Origin of the sequence: Thalassospira tepidiphila MCCC 1A03514 (genome assembly GCF_001662875.1) — a bacterium.
Classification (GTDB): Bacteria; Pseudomonadota; Alphaproteobacteria; order Rhodospirillales; family Thalassospiraceae; genus Thalassospira; species Thalassospira tepidiphila.
On the sequence record NZ_JPVZ01000015.1, the window covers coordinates 1 to 19,644 of the forward strand.

Here is a 19,644-nt window from a genome sequence, read left to right on the forward strand (position 1 = left end):
CCGTTTTGCAATTGCGTGTTGTAAACAGCACTTTACGACGGGCTGAACAATTTCAGCATCACGATCCCCGAAAGGATCAGCGCAATCGCGACCAACCGTCCGGGATTGGCCGGTTCGCCGACCATGATGATGCCAAAGATCACCGCACCCGCCGCCCCGATGCCGGTCCAGATGGCGTAGGCGGTGCCAATCGGGATGGTGCGCATGGCGATTGAAAGCAGCCAGAAACTGGCGGCGATCGCGGCAATGGTCAGGGCACTTGGGATGGGCTTGGTGAAGCCTTCGGTGTATTTCAGGCCAATCGCCCAGCAAATTTCGAGAAATCCGGCAATAACCAACGCTGTCCAGGCCATGGGGGCCTCCTGTCTTGCGGGGCCGTCCCCATTGATCGGATCAGGAATACCGGTCGTCCGGTATCAAGGTGGAAGTCGCAAAGTCTTTAATCACTCTAAATCAATGCCCTTAGGGCGACAATGTAAAAATGACGCAGTGCAACATCAGAACGCGGCCTTAGAAAATGCCTCGGAGCCAAGACGACAGATGCATGGATGGGCGCACTGGATTATGATGAGGGCGTCTGATTATTCGCCCCCTTCAAAGGTTTGGTCTTATCTTGAACACGCGTCAGTTCCGACATGTCCCAACCCTTGGCCTTGTTCTGGCCGGAGGCGAAGCGCGACGTATGGGCGGGAACAAGGCGTTTCGCGAGGTTGGGGGCAAAAGCCTGATCGGGCGGGTGATTGATGTTGCCCAAGCCCAATGCGATCAGGTGATGATTTCATCCAATGCCGGGGCTGAGGCGTTTATGGATTACGGCCTGCCGGTGGTTGGTGATGCGTCCAAACCGGGGCAGGGGCCACTGGGCGGTATTCTGGGTGGTCTGTTAGCCTTGCCGGACGGTATCGATTGGCTGGTGACGTTTCCCGTCGATTGCCCGATTGTGCCGCTTGATATGGTGGGGCGATTGCTTGCCGCGGCCCAAGCCGGAAAAGCCAAAGCCGCCTTTGCCAGCCACGCAGACCGCGACCATTATCTTTCTAGCATCTGGCACCGCGATGCCGCCCCGGTGATTGCCGATCTGCTGGCGTTCGATGATCGACGGGTGCGCGGGCCATTGCAGGCATTGGATGCACCGCGGGTGGTGTTTGAAAATCAGGTTTCGGGGTTGGAGCCGTTTACCAACGTTAATACGCCAGATGACCTGAAGCTGATCAACAGTGCCCTTGCCAGCGCTGTATCTACGCAGGATTAGTCAACCGCGCAGGCCCGCCACGGCTGCCACGGTTCGTAATTCTGGAAGAACTCGGACAGGAAATGATCGACGCGTTCGCGGTTAATCGCGCGGTCTTTGGGCGACAGGTCCTTGTCGAACTGGCCGCAGTTCTTTTCGACCGCATCACCAATGGTTTTCCAGTCGACATCTTCGTTATGGCCGGGCATGCCGGTCGCAATCGCGCACCAGCCAACGGCTTCGGCCTTGTCATCAACCGTGCGGGCTTCTTCGGCAAGGTAGGCAGCCGCGCGCATTTCGCCGTGTTGGGCAGCACGGCGCAAATATGTCAGGCGATCGACATCGCTTTTGGCAAAGCGGTTGGCAAGAAGCGTTGCCGCACGTGGATCACCAAGTTCCCACGCCTGTTTCAGATGGGCTTCGGCCTGTGCCGCATCGCCGCGATCAAGCGCATCAAGGGCGAGCCACAGCATTGCCTGGGTGTTGTTCTTTTGGGCGGCGGCAATATAAAGGCCGCGGATTTTGTCTTTGTCGCCGCCCATCGCTTCAAGACGCCTAGCCATGACAACACTGGCATTCGGATTGTTGTTCTCGGACGCCTGTTCCATCAGCGTCCAGCCGGCATTTTCGTTGGCAGTAGCACCAACGCCATTGATGGTCTGGCAGGACAGAAGATATTGCGCGGTGGCATCGCCGTTGTCTGCCAGCGATGAAAAAATGCCGGCCGACTTTTCAAATTCCCCGTGTCGATAGGCCTTGATGCCGTCATCAAGTGCCGACGATGCCAACGCCGGGGCTGCACCCAGAGCAATCATCGAGGCAATCATCGTGGCAAGTGCCAAAGCACCAACGCGTGTGGCTTTCAAACAGGATGGTTTTGCTGAACGGGCGATGATGTTTTTCATGGTGTCTTGTCTAACATTTCTGTGCCAGGTGGGCGAAAAAAAATGTGCCAGAACAGACCTGATGGCCTGTCCTGGCAGTTTGCTTTCATCGCAGGGAGGCAACTTCTTCTGGTTGATTGCGGGATGTCGTTTGGGGCTGTTCCGAACGGATGGTGCGCAGGAAGTCACGAACCCGATTGCCCAGATCATCGGACTGGTTGCGAAGGCGACCTGTCGCATCAAGCAGGCCGTCAACCGCGGCAAGGTTGTCATCTGCTGCGGCGCTGACCTGCGTAATCGTGCCATTCATCTCGCTGGCAGCTGTTGCGGATTGTTCGACGTTGCTGGCGATTTCAGCCACGAATTCCTGCTGCTCGGATACAGCGTCCGACATTTCACCGACGGTTTCGTGAATGCCAGTGATGCTGTCTCGAATTTCGGCGATGGCCTTGACGGCAACCCCGGTGGTCGACTGGATTTCGTTGATGCGCTGGGCAATGCGGTCGGTTGCCGTTCCGGTCTGGTTGGCAAGGTTTTTGACTTCCTGTGCGACAACCGCAAACCCTTTGCCAGCTTCACCGGCGCGGGCGGCCTCAATCGTTGCATTCAGGGCCAACAGATTGGTCTGGGCTGCAATGTCCTGAATAAGGTTCAGGATCTCGCCGATTTCCTGCGCACCGGTTTCAAGTTCATGCATGGTGGCATTTGTCCGTTGGGCAGCTTCAACCGCACTGGTTGCAGCACCAACCGACTTTTGCGCCCGGTGCCCGGTATCACGCACCCGATCCGAAAGCGACTGTGTGGCATCCGATACCGATGCCATATTGATCGATATTTCTTCGGACGCGCCAGCAACACCGGTGGCATTGGTCGAGGCCACCTGTGCGCGATCGCGGACCTGATCGGATGTGGTCTGGATGTTTTCTGCCTCGTGCGCGACGTCCTGGGCGACCTGCAAGATTGACGTTTCAAACGCATCAGCCAGATCAAGCATCGCGCGCCGCCGTTCGTGTTCAGCCTGTTCGCGTTCGCGGGCAACTTTTTCTTCGGCCTGTTGTGCGGCAAGGCTGGTTTCACGGAACTGTCCGAGGATTTCGGCCATTCGGCCAATTTCATCCCGCCCGGTATCCTTGACTTCGGTCGAAAGATCGCCGTTGGCAACCTTGCGCATCCCGTCAATCACGCGCAGAAGACGCTTGATCAGGTTGCCGCGCACATAAAACAGCATGATCAGAAGCGATATCAGCAGAACGGAAATTCCGATGATCGCAATGACCTGTTGATCCCATTCGACCTTTGAAAGGGCTTCGCTGGCGTTGGCGTCAACCTCGGTGCGCTTGGTGTCGACCATCAACGCGATGGCGTGTGACAGGGCCTCGGCAGTTGCCAGTGTGGCATCAAGGGTCTGTTCAGTTTCATACTGGTTGTCCCATTCTGCTTCGCGCAGATCAAAGACGCTGTTGCTGCCTTTGCCAAAGGCCAGAAGGGCATTGGCAAGTTCACGGATACGCTCTCCGTCATCATTGTCTGGCAGTTCTTCAAGCGCATCGGTAATGCGCAGCTCCGCCCAGCTCCATTGACTGCGAACCTCATCCATGGCCTCGCCCTCGGGCACGGCGATGGCGGCGGTCAGCATGCCAAAGGCAAGGTTCACATTGGCGCGGATTTCGGCAATCAGCTGTGAAAAGCCGATGGTTTCTCCAAGCTTTTCTGCTGCGTCGGTATTGCCATTGGCGACGCGCGATATACCGCGATCCACATCAATATCAACGACCTCGACCAACGGGCTCAGGAACTCTGACAGGTCGCTATAGGCAAAGACCATATCAAGGGTCAGATCACCGCGCAGCTTTTCAATCTCAAGGCGTCTGGTGGTCAGTTCATGAAGGTGTTTACGCCCGGTGACGATGTTATCAAGATGCTCTCTTAGAATAGAAATCGCATCGACAAGTTCCGGCTCTGGCGCAGTGGTTTGCGCATTAGCGCTTTGTGCTTCTGAGCCACCAGTGCTCTCCGTGCCATCGGCAACTGCGGGTGCGTTTGACCCTTCACCTTCACCTGCGCCGGCGTTCCGGGCGGCAAGGTCAATAATGATGGAATCCGGATTGGCTTCGGTGATTTCCTGAAGTCTGGCCCGCGCATTGGCAACAAGTTGATCAAGGCGGGCCTCGGTTGTTGCCAGTTCTTCGGCATCCCGTGACGCGGCAAGCACGGGGGCTTGTGCGGCAAGGCCAACACCGTTCGTCGCCAGTTCCATCTGACGGATGATCGAGGGCAGGCTGTTGGTCGTGATATCAGCGACAAGATCGCGATTGCTGCCAAAAGATACCCATGACACGGCCGATGAAATCCCGGCCAGAACCAGAATCAAGGCAAAAGAAGCCATAAGCCGACCTTGAATGCCAAGGCCCGCGCGACGTTTTTTGATGGCGGTATTCACTGTTTCCTCCCTGTCTGGCCCTTTGTTTTTTCTTTGGGCAGACAATTCCCTTTTTGGGAAATGTGCATCCTTTTTACGGACTTCTTGGGTTTTTATGACTTAACGGAATACGCGTCGGAAATATGAATTCTATTGGAAAATCGGGTGGGACGGTCGGGGGCGAAAAAATCACCCCCGACACCCCCAGTAGTGTAGCCCGAATTACTGGGCTGCACGCCATTCCGCGATCAGATCGTCATATTTGACGGTCTCACCCTGCGGTTTTTCGTTGGCAAGTTTCGGTTTCGGTGCGCCCGGCTGGTCGAACCAGTACTGGGCATCACGTTCTTCGTTCAGCTTCGGTGCGCATTCACCACCGATGCCAGCACGTTCCAGACGCTCCAGAACACGGTCCATGGAGGTCGCAAGGTTGTCCATGGCTTCCTGCGGGGTCCGTTCGCCGGTTACAGCTTCGGCAACGTTCTGCCACCAGAGCTGCGCCAGTTTCGGATAATCCGGAACGTTGGTACCGGTCGGCGACCACTGAACACGGGCCGGCGAACGATAGAACTCGACCAGACCACCCCAGTTCGGAGCGATATCGGTCATTTCCTGGGTATCCAGGTCAGACTGACGGATCGGTGTCAGACCGGTGAGGGTCTTTTTCAGCGATACGGTTTTCGAGGTGGTGAACTGTGCATAGAGCCATGCAGCTTTGCGGCGCTCAACCGGGGTGGACTTCATCAGAGTCCAGGAACCCACGTCCTGATAACCAAGCTTCATGCCTTCTTCCCAGTACGGGCCATGCGGCGACGGGGCCATACGCCATTTCGGCGTGCCGTCTTCGTTCACAACCGGAGTACCTTTTTTCGCCATGTCGGCGGTAAAGGCGGTGTACCAGAAGATCTGCTGTGCGATCTGGCCCTGTGCCGGAACAGGACCAGCTTCACCAAAGGTCATGCCGGCTGCTTCTGGCGGGGCATAAGCCTTGAGCCAGTCGATATATTTGGTCAGGGCATAAACCGCTGCCGGGCCGTTCGCGGCACCGCCACGGGTCACGCTTGAGCCAGCAGGGGAGCAACCTTCAACACGGATACCCCATTCGTCGACCGGAAGGCCGTTCGGGATGCCCTTGTCGCCAGCGCCAGCCATGGAAAGCCACGCATCGGTGAAGCGCCAACCCAGTGACGGGTCTTTTTTGCCGTAATCCATGTGGCCATAGACTTTCTGGCCATCGATTTCACCAACGTCATTGGTGAAGAATTCGGCGATGTCCTGATAAGCCGACCAGTTGACCGGAACGCCCAGGTCATAGCCGTACTTGTCCTTGAACTGCTTTTGCAGGTCTTCACGCTGGAACCAGTCATAACGGAACCAGTAAAGGTTCGCGAACTGCTGGTCAGGAAGCTGATAAAGCTTGCCATCCGGACCGGTGGTGAAGGACAGACCGATGAAGTCGTCCAGATCCAGGGTCGGAGAGGTAACGTCCGCACCTTCGCCCGCCATCCAGTCGGTCAGCGGCACAACCGCGTCATAACGCGCGTGGGTGCCGATCAGGTCCGAGTCATTGATGAAGGCGTCATAGATGTTGCGGTTCGACTGCATTTGGGTCTGCAGTTTTTCGATGACATCGCCTTCGCCGATCAGGTCGTGGGTCAGGTTGATCCCGGTGATTTCCGAGAAGGCCTTTGCCAGAACCTTGGACTCATATTCGTGCGTGGTGATGGTTTCAGACACCACGTTGATGTCCATGCCGCGGAACGGTTCAGCTGCTTTGATGAACCATTCCAGTTCGGCCATCTGGGCGTCTTTGCTCAGGCTCGACGGCTGGAACTCGCTGTCGATCCATTTTTTCGCCGCGTCGGTATATTGATCTGCCATGGCCGGGTTCGCCAGCACAGCAAGACCAAGGGCGACGGCAACGGCGCTGCCTTTAACAACGCTTTTGGCACCTTTGGCTTTAACGATCATGTCGTTTTCTCCCTGGTCGTCTTCCTTATTGCTCATCCGGTAAACCCGGTCATCGACGCTGGGGGAAGACGGACAGCCCACCGTGATGAATTCGATCGAAAACGGTACCGCTGCAGGACGCGGTACCGTTTTGGTTGTTAACCCCAGCGCATCACAATGACGAGCCAGACAAGTGCGATGATGGAACCAATCCAAAGGGCGGCATCGGTAAATGCCAGCCAGCCAAGATGGATATAGGCGGCTCCAAGCAAACTGATAAACAGGCGATCACCGCGTGTGGTGGTCAGTGGCAAAAAGCCACGCCGCGGTACGGTCGGTGAAACCGCCTGCCAAATTCCCATCCCGATCAGCATCAAAAAGATGCAGCCAAAGAACGCGGCGGTAATCGGGGTCCAGGCCATCCATGCCATTTTGATATTCCTCCTGTTTTCCGATTACACGCGACCCATCGCGAAACCTTTGGCGATGTAGTTGCGAACGAACCAGATCACCAAGGCGCCCGGGACGATGGTTAAAACACCCGCAGCCGCCAGAACACCCCAATCAAGGCCCGATGCCGAAACGGTACGGGTCATGGTGGCGGCGATCGGCTTGGCCTCGACCGAGGTCAGCGTGCGTGCGAGCAGCAGTTCAACCCAGCTAAACATAAAGCAGAAGAACGCGGTCACACCGATGCCGGACCGGATCAGCGGCAAGAAGATCGTGGCAAAGAACCGCGGGAACGAGTAACCGTCGATATAGGCGGTCTCATCGATTTCCTTTGGAATGCCCGACATAAACCCTTCAAGGATCCAGACAGCCAGCGGCACGTTAAACAGGCAGTGTGCGAGTGCCACAGCGATATGGGTGTCAAACAGGCCGACACTTGAATACAGCTGGAAGAACGGCAACAGGAACACGGCCGGCGGTGCCATACGGTTGGTCAGAAGCCAGAAGAACAGATGCTTGTCGCCGGTAAAGTTGAACCGCGAAAACGCATAAGCAGCCGGCAGGGCAACCACCAGTGAAATCACCACGTTGATGCCGACATAGATCATCGAGTTGATATAACCCGTGTACCAGGCCGGATCGGTCAGGATGGTTGCATAGTTGGCCAATGTCGGATTGTCCGGGAACAGGGTCATTGCGCCCAGGATTTCCGTATTGGTCTTGATTGACATGTTGAACAGCCAATAGATCGGAACCAACAGGAACAGGATATAAAGAAGAAGTCCGATATGTCGTTTCTGGAACTGCATTTTATTGTTCCCCCTGCTTTCCGGCGTTCATCACGACGGTATAGAAAACCCAGCAAACCAACAGAATGATCAGGAAGTAGACCAGCGAGAAGGCCGCAGCAGGACCAAGGTCAAACTGACCGACTGCCATCCGGGTCAGGAACTGGCTGAGGAAGGTGGTTGCGTTACCCGGACCGCCACCTGTGAGGACGAACGGTTCGGTATAGATCATGAAGCTGTCCATAAAGCGCAGCAGAACACCGATCACGAGAACCGACTGCATTTTCGGCAGCTGAATAAAGCGGAACACGGCCCAGCGCGATGCACCGTCAATCTTGGCCGCCTGATAATAGGCATCCGGGATTGAGCGCAAACCGGCATAGCACAGCAGCACAATCAGGCTGGTCCAGTGCCAGACATCCATGACAAGCACAGTCAGCCAGGCATCCATCGGGTTCTGGGCGTAGTTGTAGTCAATGCCCATCAGATTGATGACATAGCCACCCAGACCAATGTCCGCACGGCCAAAGATCTGCCAGATGGTGCCAACCACGTTCCATGGAATAAGCAGCGGCAAGGCCAGCAGAACCATCGATGCCGAAACACCCCAGCCCTTGCGCGGCAGCGTCAGTGCAACCGCGATGCCCAGCGGAATTTCGATGAACAGAACCGAAAGCGTATAGAAAATCTGACGCAGCAGCGCGTCATGAAGGCGGCTGTCGCCCAGAACCTGTTCAAACCATTCGGTGCCGACAAAGAAGCGCGTCTGCGGATCGAAAATGTCCTGAACCGAATAGTTCACAACCGTCATCAGCGGAATGATCGCACTGATGGCAACGATAAAGAACACTGGCAGGACGAGGAACCAGGCCTTGTTGTTGGTAATTTTGTTCATTTCCCCATCCCCCCTTACGCGACCAACTGACTGTCGGCGTAAAGCTTGGTCCATTCCGGCACAAAGCGCAGAATGCCGGACTGGCCGACAACCTGTTCGTCTTCGCCGAGCTTGACCTTGATTTCAGATGTGCCGAACCGGGTGGTCGCGATCTTGAACTGACCAAGGTCCTCGACCTTGGTGATGTTGACTTCGATCCCGTCTGATCCCTTGTCGGCGTTGCCGGTTTCAAGGGTCAGGAATTCGGGACGAATGCCGAGCTCAAGCTTGCCGGTTTGTTTGGAAACGGCTTCAAGGTGGCGGTTCGAAAGACCGATCCGCTGGCCATCAACCCAGGCCGCGCCATCATCAATCTTGCAATCCATGATGTTCATGCCGGGGCTTCCGATGAAGTAACCGACAAAGGTATGGGCCGGATTTTCAAACAGTTCCTGCGGGGTGCCCAGCTGCACGACCTTGCCGCCATACATGACAACAACCTTGTCAGCAAAAGTCAGGGCTTCGACCTGATCATGGGTGACATACACCATGGTCGGGCGCAGCTTGTTGTGAATTTCTTTAAGCTTGCGGCGCAGAACCCATTTCAGATGCGGGTCAATCACGGTCAGCGGTTCGTCAAACAGAATGGCCGAAACATCATCGCGCACCAGACCACGCCCCAGCGAGATCGTCTGTTTTTCATCCGCACCAAGGCCGCGTGCCTTTTGCTTAAGCTTGCCGTTCAGATCCAGCATGCCGGCAATTTCACGCACACGTGCATCAACGCGTTTTTCATCGATGCCGCGATTGCGCAGCGGGAAGGCCAGGTTGTCATAGACCGTCATGGTGTCATAGATCACCGGGAACTGGAAAACCTGTGCGATGTTACGTTCTTCCGGGGCAAGGCTTGTGACATCCTTGCCATCAAACAGGACCTGCCCGTGTGACGGGGTCAGAAGGCCTGAAATGATGTTCAGCAATGTCGTCTTGCCGCAACCCGACGGGCCCAACAGGGCATAAGCGCCGCCATCTTCCCAGACATGCTCCATACGACGCAGGGCATAATCCTCGTCCGTTTTCGGATCGGGGAAGTAGGAATGCGCAAGGCTTTTAAGATCAATACGTGCCATTTTCTTACTCTTCCCTCACGCCGCTTTGCCGTTTTTGATTTCGACCGGCGGGGCGGCCACGAGCGCGCCGTTCGCATCAAAGGCAAACAGGCGTGTCGGATCGACATAGAACTGGGTTGCTTCGCCAAGGCGCGGGTTGTGAACGCCTTCTTCCTGGATCACCCAGGACACGTCATTGAAATGGACGTGCACAAAGGTCTCCGAACCGGTGATTTCGGCCAGTTCGACCTGTCCCTGCATCGCGATCGTATCATCACCCGTCGGATCAACCGACAGGTGGTTGGCGCGAATGCCAAGGGTGTAATCGCCATTACCAAGATTTGCCAGATGACCTTTAAGCGGCACCTGATGGCCGCTTTTCATAAAGATCGCGCCATCGCGTACTTCGGCCTCAACCAGGTTGATCGGCGGATCGGAAAAGATCAGGCCGGTCTTGACCGTGGCCGGGTTGTGATAAACCTCTGTGGTCGGGCCAAACTGGGTCATTCGGCCTTCATGCATCACCGCGCATTTGCCACCCAGCAACAATGCTTCCATCGGCTCGGTCGTGGCATAGACAACAATGGTGTCACGCTCGGCCAATAGGTTGGGGATCTCTTCGCGGAGTTCTTCGCGCAGCTTGTAGTCCAGGTTGACCAGCGGTTCGTCAAGCAGCAGCAACTTGCAATCCTTGACCATGGCGCGCGCCATGGCGGTACGCTGCTGCTGGCCACCGGAAAGTTCCTGTGGCAGGCGATCAAGCAGATGTTCGATATGCATCAGTTCGGCTGTCGAACGCACACGCTTTTCGATCTCTGCCTTATCAACGCCCTGCAATTTCAGGGGGGATGCGATGTTGTCAAACACGTTCATCGATGGGTAGTTGATGAACTGCTGATAGACCATGGCGACGTTGCGTTTCTGCACCGCCATACCGGTCACATCGGCATTATCAACCAAAATGCGGCCCTTGGTCGGCGGCTCGAGGCCTGCCATAATCCGCATCAGGGTGGTCTTCCCGGCAAGTGTCCGCCCCAAAAGGACGTTGAACGATCCCGGTTCGAGCGTCATCGACACATCGTCGATATGGGTCTCCCCACCCACGGTCTTGGTTATGTTTTCAAGCGTAAGGGTCATTTTCCACTGTTTCCTTCGCCCGCTTTCACGGTGTTTTTTGATGTCGGTTCGGTTTTGAACCATTGGACAATGGCATTACGCGTCTCATCCGAAAGGTGCAGCCCCAGTTTGGAGCGGCGCCACAAAATATCATCGGCCGTTCTGGCCCATTCGTGATCCACCAGATAGCGCAATTCGCACTCGTATACGTCGTCACCGAAGTGCTTTCCAAGCCCTTTCAGATCGCTGGCATCGCCAATGATCATATTGGTGAGTGTGCCGTAGTTTTGCACGTAACGGTATAGCTGTGCTTGCGCAATCCAGGGAAACTTCTTGTGCATCGCAGTAAGATAGCGTTCAAAATCCGCATCGGGAATATCACCACCCGGAAGTGGTTTGTCCGCGGTCCATCTTGTGTCGTTGCTGCCAAGTAGCGGGCAAAGCTTGCTCATCGCGGATTCCGCAAGCTTGCGATAGGTGGTGATCTTGCCGCCATAGATGTTTAGAAGCGGCGCACCATTATCGGCATTTTCGCCCCGGTCGATTTCCAGAACATAATCACGGGTTACCTGGGATGCGTCTTCGCTGCCATCGCCATAAAGCGGGCGGACACCGGAATAGGCCCAGACAACATCATCGGTGGTGATTTTCTTTTCGAAATAGGTATTGGCAAGTTCGCAGAGATATTTGGTTTCATCTGCGCTGATCGCGACCTTGGCCGGATCGCCTTTGTAATCGCGATCCGTGGTGCCGATCAGGGTGAAGTCCTGCTCATAGGGGATGGCAAAAACAATCCGCCCGTCCGGGTTCTGGAAGATATAGCAATAGTCATGGTCAAACAGTTTTGGCACCACGATGTGGCTGCCCTGAACCATGCGAATGCCCTGTTTCTTCTTGGCCTCAACCCGCTTTTCAAGAAGTTCCGCACACCAGGGACCTGCGGCATTGACCAGCGATTTGGCCTGAATGGTTTTTTCCGAGCCGTCATCGATATTGCGCAGTGTCACGGTCCAAAGGCCATTTTCGCGTTTGGCCGATACACATTCGGTGCGGGTTTCGATGTCAGCGCCGCGATCACGGGCATCCATGGCATTCAATACCACAAGGCGCGCATCCTGAACCCAGCAATCGGAATAGACAAATGCCTTGTCCATGCCCTTGACCAGTGGCGCACCGGCCGGGTGGGTGGCAAGCTTGATGCCCTCGGATCCGGGAAGTTTTTCGCGACCGCCAAGATGGTCATACAAAAACAGGCCAAGCCGGATCATCCATGCCGGGCGCAGGCCCTTGACGTGGGGCAGGACAAATCGAAGCGGCCAGATGATGTGCGGGGCGGCACGCAAAAGAACTTCGCGTTCAATCAGCGCTTCACGCACAAGGCGGAATTCATAATGTTCAAGATACCGCAGGCCACCATGGATCAGCTTCGTGCTGGCCGACGAGGTCGCGCTGGCAAGGTCATCCTTTTCACACAGATAGACGCTTAGCCCACGACCCGACGCGTCACGCGCAATGCCTGTGCCATTGATCCCACCACCAATAATGGCGATGTCATATGTTTTTGGAGTGAGCAACCGATTCCTCCCCAATTGCTCTTATTTGTGACAGCTGTTCTCAACTGCCATTCTGTTCTTTCACAAACGTTACGAACGCCCCAAAATAATTGCAAGCGAAAATTATGGCTGTTTGGAATTTTCATTAACGAAACTGAATTTCTGAAATGTAACAGATTGTAATCATTGGAAGATTGAGCAATTCCCTTGTTGGACAGCAGGCAAATCTTTGTTTCTTTCGTTTGCAATCAGGGCAGAAAAACCCTTGGAATCGGTTGAAACTGAAAAATAAGTGATGAAAGCCGCCAAATATGCGGGTCTGAATATCAAAACTCTTTTGCGATTGAAAATGATTATCATTTTTGTTAGCTTGCGCTTCCGGGTTGCCGTGTGATCGGAAATCGCATTGTGGCCCGACGCGACAATTCGCGACAATTCGCGACAAAGCGTGACCAAGCGACAGCAGATGATCCAAATATGAAGCCCTGGCAGAACACGCTCTCAAAACTATTTGAGGACCACCGTCGGCAACTGGTCTCGATGGCCAATCGTCGTATCGGTGACCGTGAGACTGCGGATGAAATAGTTCAGGACGTCTATGCCAGACTGTTGCTTTCGGGGGATCACGGAACGGACGAAGTAAACGTCAAGGTTCTTTATGCGTCGGTGCGCAATGCGGTGATTGATTATCATCGAAGCACGGCGGGGCGCACGGGGCTCATGCGCCGGATCTTGCCCATCCAGTTATGGCAGAGAGAAACATCTTCCCCGCACGATCATGCCCAGTCGCGCCAAGCGCTTTCGGCACTTGATCGGGCTTTGCTGGAGCTTTCCCCCAAGGCGCGCGAGATGTTTGTTTTGCATCGAGTGGACGGGGTTTCAAACGCAAAACTGGCGCAGAAATACGGAATATCTGTCAGCGCAGTGGAAAAGCAACTTGCACGCACCATGCGCCATTGCCAGCAACGTCTGGAAGATTATCGGGATACAGATTGAAAAGTTTGAGCCAAACAGCATGAGGATATTTTGTTCTCAGCCGTTTATTCGTTATAGAAATCGCATAACAGCCAGTACCGTGTGGACCGATAACAGATCAATGCAAGGCGACGTTAAACTGACCGAGGCGCAAAAGGACGAAGCAGCCCTTTGGCACGTAAAGCGTGCAGGTGGTTCGCTGTCGGCCGCGCAGGAACAGGAATTTGACGCTTGGCTCAATGCCGACACAGGCAACCGCCTTGCCTATGATCAGATGCGCGTTCTTTGGGCACAGGTCGAAGAACCGGCCCGCCGCATTGCAGTCAGCGACGCCGGGCAGGTGCCAGTTTGGCAAAGGGTGCTTGACTGGTTCTCTCCGCTGCGGACTGTGACGTCATGTGCTGCGGTGGCGGCGGTATTGGCGATGGTTGCCTTTCTAAACCCCGACGCCCTGGACAATCTTCAGGCTGATATTGTTACCGATGCCGCGACGGTAACCGAGATGCGGTTGCCGGATGGATCCGCGGTTTTTCTTGCCGCCAACAGCGCGATTGCCACCGACTTTGAAGACGGGAAACGGGATGTCGAACTTTTGCGTGGTCAGGCATTTTTTGATGTCATGCATCGCGATGGCGACAGCTTCCGGGTTCGGGCCGGTATGGCAACAGTCGAAGTGGTTGGGACGCGCTTCAATGTTGATTACCTGACGCACGACACAACGGTCGGCGTCGAAGAGGGCGCTGTCCGGGTGTCGACCGGGGCCGATACAGGCAGCGTTATGCTTGGTCCGGGGGATGCGGTGGCCGTCGGGGCTGGCGGGGTGCAGGCCAAGGAAGTCGTCGATATTGCATCCGTACAAAGTTGGATGCATGGGCGTCTGAGTGTTCAGAACGTGCGTCTGGATGATCTGGTTGCGCGTCTTGATAACTTCGCACCGGGCCGTCTGATGGTTTTGGGAAATATTGGAAACAAAACCGTTTCGGGCAGTTTTCCGACCAATGATGTTGCCAGCTCCTTTGAAACGCTTGCCGTTGCGGTGGGTGGATCGGTGATCAAAACATCACCTTGGTTGACCATTATTTATTAAGATTGCGAAAAATTCGCAAAAAAGTGCTTCCTCATGTGAGGAGTTTATTTTCCCGCTCGTTTGTTTTTCTAGGTGCAGGGGGACCTGCCTGAAAAACCAATCTCAGAATGGAGCGGGAATTTGTATTCCAAGCAGGCAAAATCAAAAAAGAATATCCTGATCTCGGCATTGTTGATGACGTCCTCAATCGGTCTGCCGACCGCTTTGATGGCGGCTGAAACCAACACTCAAACCGTGCCGGGCAAACAGGTCGAAGTCGCGCAAGCACTTTACAGCTTTGATTTCAGCGTCATGTCAATCGCCGAGGGTATCAGCCAGATTGGCGATGTTTCCGGCTGGAGTATCGCCTATACCATCGATCTGCCGGAAATCACCGAACCGCGCGAAATTCGCGGCGAGTTTTCTGTCCCGGGCGCAATCGAAATGCTTATTCGAGGTACGAATTTATCCTATCGCGCAATCGGCAGCCGTTCACTGATCATTACCGACGCAAGCACGCAGAGTAATGTCAGCGACGAAATGGTTACCGATCCGGTGATTGTCGAGGCCAGAGATGCACAATCCGATCTTGCCCCGGCCTATGCTGGAGGGCAGGTGGCAACCGGCGGACGACTGGGCATGCTCGGCAATACCGACATCATGGATGCTCCGGTCAGTATTACGAGCTACACCAGCGAACATATCGCCGATCAGCAGGCTGAAACCATCGCTGACGTTCTGCAATATGATCCTTCGGTACGGGCTCCGAATGCCGAAACATCAAACTTGGATACCTATCAAATCCGAGGGTTTGGTGTGAACCTCGCTAATGCTGGTGAGGTCGGATTTAATGGGGCGTATGGGGTTGCTCCCACCTTCCGTGTTGATTCCGCTCTCGCAGAGCGTATTGAAGTCATCAAAGGCCCGAATGCATTGCTGAACGGGATGTCACCCACCGGCGCTGTCGGCGGGGCGATCAATATCGTGCCCAAACGCGCCGGCGATGAAGACCTTAATCGCGTTAGTCTTGACTATGGGCGTGGCGAACAAGCTGGTGGGAATATTGATTTCAGTCGTCGCTTTGGCGCGGATGATGAATTCGGCGTGCGATTCAATGGTGGATACCATGATGGTGACACCTTCCTTGATCATCAAACACGCGAAAGATCCGTGGCTGCTTTGGCCTTGGACTACAAAGGTGATAAATTCCGGGCTTCTGTCGATCTGATTGATCAGCGTGAAAATCTGGATGCTCCAGCACGAGAATTTTTCATAAATAGCACTGCGACTTTTGCCGTTCCAGATGCGCCTGACGGATCAACAAATCCGATCCAGGAATGGGAATGGTCCGATGCGGTTGATCGCTCCGGTATGGTCAAGGCGGAATATGATGCACTTGATCATTTGACTGTGTTTGGTTCCTTTGGTGGTGGACGTACAGAGCTTGATCGTGTGTTCGGGACGCCGATCCTCCAGAATTCGGCGGGCGACTATTCCGAAAGCGGTTTGACCTATCGACGATTTTTAACAGACCGTTGGTCGACCAGTGGTGGCGTTCGCGGAGAATTCGATACTCTTGATGTAACGCACAACGTCACCTTCGAAGCCTCCCATTATCAAGATTCTGTTAGTCGAGGAACCGGAAACCCTGTTACTGGTTCGACGTCGCCGAGTGGAAATATATACAACATAGAGTACGCAGCACCCGTCGCTTTCAATGACACAAATGGTCGTCCCAAACTCTCGGATACGAAACTCACTGGATATGCATTGGCCGACACAATGTCGTTCTGGGACGAGCAGGTTTTGTTCACGGTTGGGGCTCGTCATCAAACCATCGAGGTTGATAATTATAACACTGGCGTGCTCTCCACCAGCTATGAAGACAGTGTCATCACCCCGATGGCCGGGATTGTTGTCAAGCCGACTGAAACTGTTTCTGTTTATGCCAACTATATCGAGGGCTTAAACTCTGGGGGGACTGCACCATCCGGAACCGCCAATGAGGGTCAGGCGCTTGAGCCGTTTGTTGCCAAGCAAATTGAAACTGGCATTAAACTTGATTTCGGAACGATCGGTGGGTCCGTTTCGGCCTTCCAGATTACGAAGCCCTCTTCTGACACTGATCCTGACACCAACGTGCGTCGCGCAGATAATGAACAACGGAACCGCGGGATTGAGTTCAATGTGTTTGGTGAGGTTACCAGCGATATCCGCCTGCTGGGTGGGGTGATGTTCCTTGATTCCGAGATCACCAAGGCCGTCATTCCGGCCAACAAGGGTAAACGCCCGGTCGGTACGCCGGAAATGCAGATCAATATTGGTGGTGAATGGGATACCCCATTTGTTGATGGTCTGACGCTGAGCAGTACGATTACTCATACTTCTGAGCAGTTCGTAGATACAAAAAATGCGCAGAGTATTCCTGATTGGACCACACTCGATCTCGGTGCACGTTATAAAACTGAATTGTATGGAACGCCTTTGACGGTGCGTGCAACGGTTCAGAACGTCACAAACGAAAAATACTGGTCGGGTGTAAATGACTACAGTCTGCTTTCACTCGGCGCACCGCGCACTGCATTCCTGTCGGTAACTGCGGACTTCTGATGTGACCGGCGACGTGATCAGGACAAACAGGAAAATCCATCTCCTGTTTGTCCTGCAACTGGTATCCATGGGCGCAATGGAAATGAGCGGGCCGTTCTGGCCCTTTCATCTGCGTTCGCTCACCAGTTCAGATGATCTGTTCACACTCGCCAGCATCGGTGTTTATGTCGGACCGATGCTGGGCATCATGTTGACCAGCACCTTTTGGGGACGGGTCGGGGATCGGTTCGGCCACAAGGCGATGATGATTAGGGCCCTTTTTGGCTTGGCCGCGACCCAGCTTGTATTGGCCTTTTCTGGTGACGTTTTTTCGATCCTGATCTTACGGTTTTTGCAAGGGGCCTGTGCCGGATATATCGCACCGGCCCAGGCGTACGGGGTCAGCATCGAAAGCCCGGCACGGCGGGCAAAGCTGTTTGCCTATTTGCAGGTGTCGACCAATCTCGGCTCGCTGTGCGGGGCGTTGCTTGGTGGTGTGATCCTTGATCTTGCCAGCTTCTTTTGGATCAACTTTTCGGCGGCCATCCTGTGTGCACTCAGCATGATTTCGGTTTGGGTGTTGCTTCCGACTGTCGCCGCTCCGGTGCGGCCTAAGACAAGTGACAGACCGGATACTAAGCCGAGCATTGTGCGATCGCCACAGGTCATTTCCTTGCTGACGATCATCGGCGTTCTGTTGCTTGGCCGAATGGTGACGCAATCGCCGTTTCCGATTTATGTCCTGCACACTTTTGATGTCGGCAACTGGGTTGTAGGGCTCTGTTACGGCCTTTTGGCGATGGGCTTTGTGACAACCGCGTCGCTTTGGGCGCGCTATTTCGAAGGACGTTCCGCGCAAAACGTTCTGGGGCGAATGTGTCTGGTCATTGCCGGATGCATTGTCGTGACCGTGACGGCAGGGCTGACCGGATCGGTCATTGTTTTTGCCGCGATGTATTTCCTGTGGGGGACGCTTTTGGGCGCAACCACGCCGGTTTTGACCGCGCTCGTGTCACGCAGTGCATCTGATCATCAGCAGGGATATTTACTTGGACTGGCGCAAAGCACAGCCCAGTTTTCATCGATGGCCGGGATCGCAATTGGCGGCTGGTTCGCGCAGGTTTCCGGGCTTTCAAACATCTATTTTCTCGTCGGTTTTGTCTATTTCGTCGGTTTGGTGCTGACCGCTGTGACGCGGGTAGGTGTCGGTCGTACGACAAACCCGACTGAGCTATCAGGGGAGTAAAACGAGGATGCGTAAACTTTCACAGATGCTTGTGTTTATGGTTTTGGTTCTGATTGGGCCGATGCCAGCACAGGCCGAAACCATCACGGTAACCGATATCGCCGGGCGCGAAGTTGCAGTCAATGTCCCGATAAAACGTGCCATCCTTGGCGAGGGTCGCCAGCTTTATATCATTGCCGCCCTTGATCGCGAAAATCCGGCGGCGCGCATTGTCGGTTGGCGCAAGGACCTGATCGAAGCCGATCCGGCAACCTATCAGGCCTATCTTGCGAAGTTCCCGGAATTTGCCGATATCCCGGCCTTTGAGGGGCTGGAGCAAAGCCTGATTGATATCGAAACCACGATTGCGCAAAAGCCCGATATCGTTTTCCTCAATCTTGAAACCAAGCGCGCGGTGGAAGAAGCCGCCTATATCGAAAAGCTTGGAGCCCTTGATATCCCCGTGGTCTATGTCGATTTTCGCAATAGCCCGGAAGTGAATACCGAACCCTCCATTCGTTTGTTCGGAAAGCTGTTTGGCAAGCAAGATCGTGCTGAGGAATTTATCGCGTTCCGTGCTGAGGAAATCGCAAAAATCACTAATCGCCTGGCCAGTGTGAAACCGGATCGCCCAAAGGTATTCATCGACCGTGCCGCCGGGTTTTACGAGGATTGTTGCCATTCATTTGGCGATGGCAATTTTGGTGCGATGGTTGAAATGGCCGGTGGCGACAATATTGCCAAGGACCTGATCCCTGGCACCTTCGGGCAGATCAATGCCGAACAGGTCATTGTTTCTGATCCGGACCACATCATCATCACCAGCGCGATGTGGGATGTCTATGTGCCGGGGGGCAAATGGGTTCCGGTCGGTCCCGGTGCCGACCCGGACGAAATTGTTGAAAAACTGAAATTCTATCCGACCCGCCCGGCTTATCTCGGGATCAAGGCGCAAAAGACCAAAGCATTCCATGCGGTCTGGCATCAGTTTTACAACAGCCCCTATCAGTTCGTCGCCATTCAGCAGATGGCCAAATGGTTCCACTCCGAACTGTTCGCAGATATCGATCCCGATAAAACCTTCAAACAGCTTCATGACCGGTTTCTGCCGATTGATTATCAGCCGGGTTATTTCGGGACGCTGTCGAACTAGGATGTTTTTGCGCATATCACCATTCCGCGACGATTGATCATGGCGGGAGCAACACTGTTGTTCCCGCTTTTCTGTGCAAATATCGCAGGTTCTGCTAATCGGCTCTGATTGGTTGTCCTTTGGTGAAATCTTCTAGCAAAGCAGGCCTCGGCCCCGGTTTGCGATTGCTATTGGGTAAATATCTCGCAAAAATGTGGCATCCACCACGGAGCAGACTAGATAAAGATCAGAATGCGATCATGTCGCTCCCAATAATGCTTTC

The 19,644-nt window shown here is 54.5% G+C and carries 16 protein-coding genes; 6 read left to right on the forward strand and 10 right to left on the reverse strand.

Annotated elements, in window-relative coordinates; translation table 11 throughout:
* Positions 1-32: 32 nt before the first annotated feature.
* Positions 33-353, reverse strand: a complete 321-nt coding sequence (sugE, locus tag TH4_RS19855; RefSeq protein WP_008890117.1) for a quaternary ammonium compound efflux SMR transporter SugE — start codon at positions 351-353, stop codon at positions 33-35.
* 260 nt (positions 354-613) lie between these two features.
* Here sugE and mobA point away from each other — a divergent pair, with 260 nt between their 5' ends.
* On the forward strand, positions 614-1,252 hold the full coding sequence (gene mobA / locus TH4_RS19860; RefSeq protein WP_064782493.1) for a molybdenum cofactor guanylyltransferase MobA: 639 nt from the start codon (positions 614-616) through the stop codon (positions 1,250-1,252).
* On the opposite strand, the gene TH4_RS19865 is transcribed toward mobA, so the two are convergent.
* The 9 genes from TH4_RS19865 to glpD all read right to left on the reverse strand — a co-directional run bounded on the left by TH4_RS19865 (position 1,249) and on the right by glpD (position 12,395).
* On the reverse strand, positions 1,249-2,136 hold the full coding sequence (locus tag TH4_RS19865) for a tetratricopeptide repeat protein (RefSeq protein WP_245228029.1): 888 nt from the start codon (positions 2,134-2,136) through the stop codon (positions 1,249-1,251). The two genes, mobA and TH4_RS19865, sit on opposite strands and share 4 nt — an antisense overlap.
* A gap of 85 nt (positions 2,137-2,221) precedes the next feature.
* A complete protein-coding gene (locus TH4_RS19870) occupies positions 2,222-4,555 on the reverse strand; it encodes a methyl-accepting chemotaxis protein (protein ID WP_157097819.1) in 2,334 nt (777 codons plus the stop codon).
* Between the two features lie 201 nt (positions 4,556-4,756).
* The gene (locus TH4_RS19875; RefSeq protein ID WP_064782509.1) at positions 4,757-6,505 is read right to left on the reverse strand and encodes an ABC transporter substrate-binding protein; all 1,749 of its coding nucleotides are present in this window, start codon (positions 6,503-6,505) and stop codon (positions 4,757-4,759) included.
* A gap of 137 nt (positions 6,506-6,642) precedes the next feature.
* Positions 6,643-6,915, reverse strand: coding sequence for a DUF2160 domain-containing protein (locus TH4_RS19880; protein WP_063087963.1), 273 nt, complete (start codon positions 6,913-6,915; stop codon positions 6,643-6,645).
* A 24-nt stretch (positions 6,916-6,939) separates the two neighbouring features.
* Entirely contained in the window at positions 6,940-7,743 is an 804-nt protein-coding gene (locus TH4_RS19885; protein WP_008890110.1) for a carbohydrate ABC transporter permease, read from the reverse strand.
* Position 7,744: 1 nt separating this feature from the next.
* Entirely contained in the window at positions 7,745-8,617 is an 873-nt protein-coding gene (locus tag TH4_RS19890) for a carbohydrate ABC transporter permease (RefSeq protein WP_008890109.1), read from the reverse strand.
* A gap of 14 nt (positions 8,618-8,631) precedes the next feature.
* Positions 8,632-9,726: an ABC transporter ATP-binding protein gene (locus TH4_RS19895; RefSeq protein ID WP_064782495.1), complete on the reverse strand. Its 1,095-nt coding sequence runs from the start codon at positions 9,724-9,726 to the stop codon at positions 8,632-8,634.
* A gap of 15 nt (positions 9,727-9,741) precedes the next feature.
* The gene (locus TH4_RS19900) at positions 9,742-10,842 is read right to left on the reverse strand and encodes an ABC transporter ATP-binding protein (RefSeq protein WP_064782496.1); all 1,101 of its coding nucleotides are present in this window, start codon (positions 10,840-10,842) and stop codon (positions 9,742-9,744) included.
* Positions 10,839-12,395, reverse strand: a complete 1,557-nt coding sequence (gene glpD, locus TH4_RS19905) for a glycerol-3-phosphate dehydrogenase (RefSeq protein WP_064782497.1) — start codon at positions 12,393-12,395, stop codon at positions 10,839-10,841. Before glpD ends, TH4_RS19900 begins: the two co-directional genes overlap by 4 nt.
* A 387-nt stretch (positions 12,396-12,782) precedes the next feature.
* On the opposite strand from glpD, the gene TH4_RS19910 reads away from it, so the two are divergent.
* The 5 genes from TH4_RS19910 (at position 12,783) to TH4_RS19930 (ending at position 19,382) form a co-directional block, all read left to right on the forward strand.
* Positions 12,783-13,370 carry an RNA polymerase sigma factor gene (locus tag TH4_RS19910; protein WP_245228032.1) on the forward strand — a complete coding sequence of 196 codons (588 nt, stop codon included), beginning with the start codon at positions 12,783-12,785 and terminating at the stop codon, positions 13,368-13,370.
* Between the two features lie 100 nt (positions 13,371-13,470).
* Positions 13,471-14,436, forward strand: a complete 966-nt coding sequence (locus TH4_RS19915) for a FecR family protein (protein ID WP_064782511.1) — start codon at positions 13,471-13,473, stop codon at positions 14,434-14,436.
* A gap of 120 nt (positions 14,437-14,556) precedes the next feature.
* Positions 14,557-17,025, forward strand: a complete 2,469-nt coding sequence (locus tag TH4_RS19920) for a TonB-dependent receptor (RefSeq protein WP_083997207.1) — start codon at positions 14,557-14,559, stop codon at positions 17,023-17,025.
* Position 17,026: 1 nt separating this feature from the next.
* Entirely contained in the window at positions 17,027-18,250 is a 1,224-nt protein-coding gene (locus tag TH4_RS19925; protein ID WP_064782498.1) for an MFS transporter, read from the forward strand.
* Between the two features lie 7 nt (positions 18,251-18,257).
* On the forward strand, positions 18,258-19,382 hold the full coding sequence (locus tag TH4_RS19930; protein ID WP_064782499.1) for an ABC transporter substrate-binding protein: 1,125 nt from the start codon (positions 18,258-18,260) through the stop codon (positions 19,380-19,382).
* The last annotated feature ends 262 nt before the right edge of the window (positions 19,383-19,644 follow it).

Bases quoted from the DNA above. Each gene is read 5' to 3' on its own strand.
- TH4_RS19890 (WP_008890109.1), bottom strand. From the start codon at position 8,617: ATGAACAAAATTACCAACAACAAGGCCTGGTTCCTCGTCCTGCCAGTG.
- TH4_RS19885 (WP_008890110.1), bottom strand. From the start codon at position 7,743: ATGCAGTTCCAGAAACGACATATCGGACTTCTTCTTTATATCCTGTTC.
- TH4_RS19930 (WP_064782499.1), top strand. From the start codon at position 18,258: ATGCGTAAACTTTCACAGATGCTTGTGTTTATGGTTTTGGTTCTGATT.
- TH4_RS19900 (WP_064782496.1), bottom strand. From the start codon at position 10,842: ATGACCCTTACGCTTGAAAACATAACCAAGACCGTGGGTGGGGAGACC.
- TH4_RS19865 (WP_245228029.1), bottom strand. From the start codon at position 2,136: ATGAAAAACATCATCGCCCGTTCAGCAAAACCATCCTGTTTGAAAGCC.
- TH4_RS19895 (WP_064782495.1), bottom strand. From the start codon at position 9,726: ATGGCACGTATTGATCTTAAAAGCCTTGCGCATTCCTACTTCCCCGAT.
- TH4_RS19875 (WP_064782509.1), bottom strand. From the start codon at position 6,505: ATGATCGTTAAAGCCAAAGGTGCCAAAAGCGTTGTTAAAGGCAGCGCC.
- TH4_RS19915 (WP_064782511.1), top strand. From the start codon at position 13,471: ATGCAAGGCGACGTTAAACTGACCGAGGCGCAAAAGGACGAAGCAGCC.
- TH4_RS19880 (WP_063087963.1), bottom strand. From the start codon at position 6,915: ATGGCATGGATGGCCTGGACCCCGATTACCGCCGCGTTCTTTGGCTGC.
- sugE (WP_008890117.1), bottom strand. From the start codon at position 353: ATGGCCTGGACAGCGTTGGTTATTGCCGGATTTCTCGAAATTTGCTGG.